The 240-nt window shown below is 37.1% G+C and carries 1 protein-coding gene; it reads right to left on the bottom strand.

Annotated elements, in window-relative coordinates; all coding sequences use genetic code 11:
* Window positions 1-215: hypothetical protein (locus tag ACFI6L_RS20350; RefSeq protein ID WP_462574709.1), on the bottom strand; the 215-nt coding region annotated here is incomplete at its 3' end.
* Between the last annotated feature and the right edge of the window lie 25 nt (window positions 216-240).

Raw genomic sequence — 240 nt, 5'->3', positions numbered from 1 at the left:
AGCATAGCTTTTGACCTTGCATTGTAATCGAATATGTTGGCGATACGTTTGTCGCTGTTTTCTATCAATTTATACAAATAAAGATATTTTGCATGATTTGAAAGTTCGGGATTATCGATTCCTTTACGCACATCGTCCAAAACTTGCTGGCAGCATTTATCTAAAGCATCTGCCTTAACTTGTTTGAAGTGTTTCCAATCTGCCTCTGAAATCATGTTTTACCTCTATAGGCCTAACACC

The sequence above is a fragment of the Alteromonas sp. G4i35 genome, from assembly GCF_054960375.1.
Note: the sequence above shows the minus strand (reverse complement) of the source record. Positions and strands in the feature narration are given on the sequence as shown.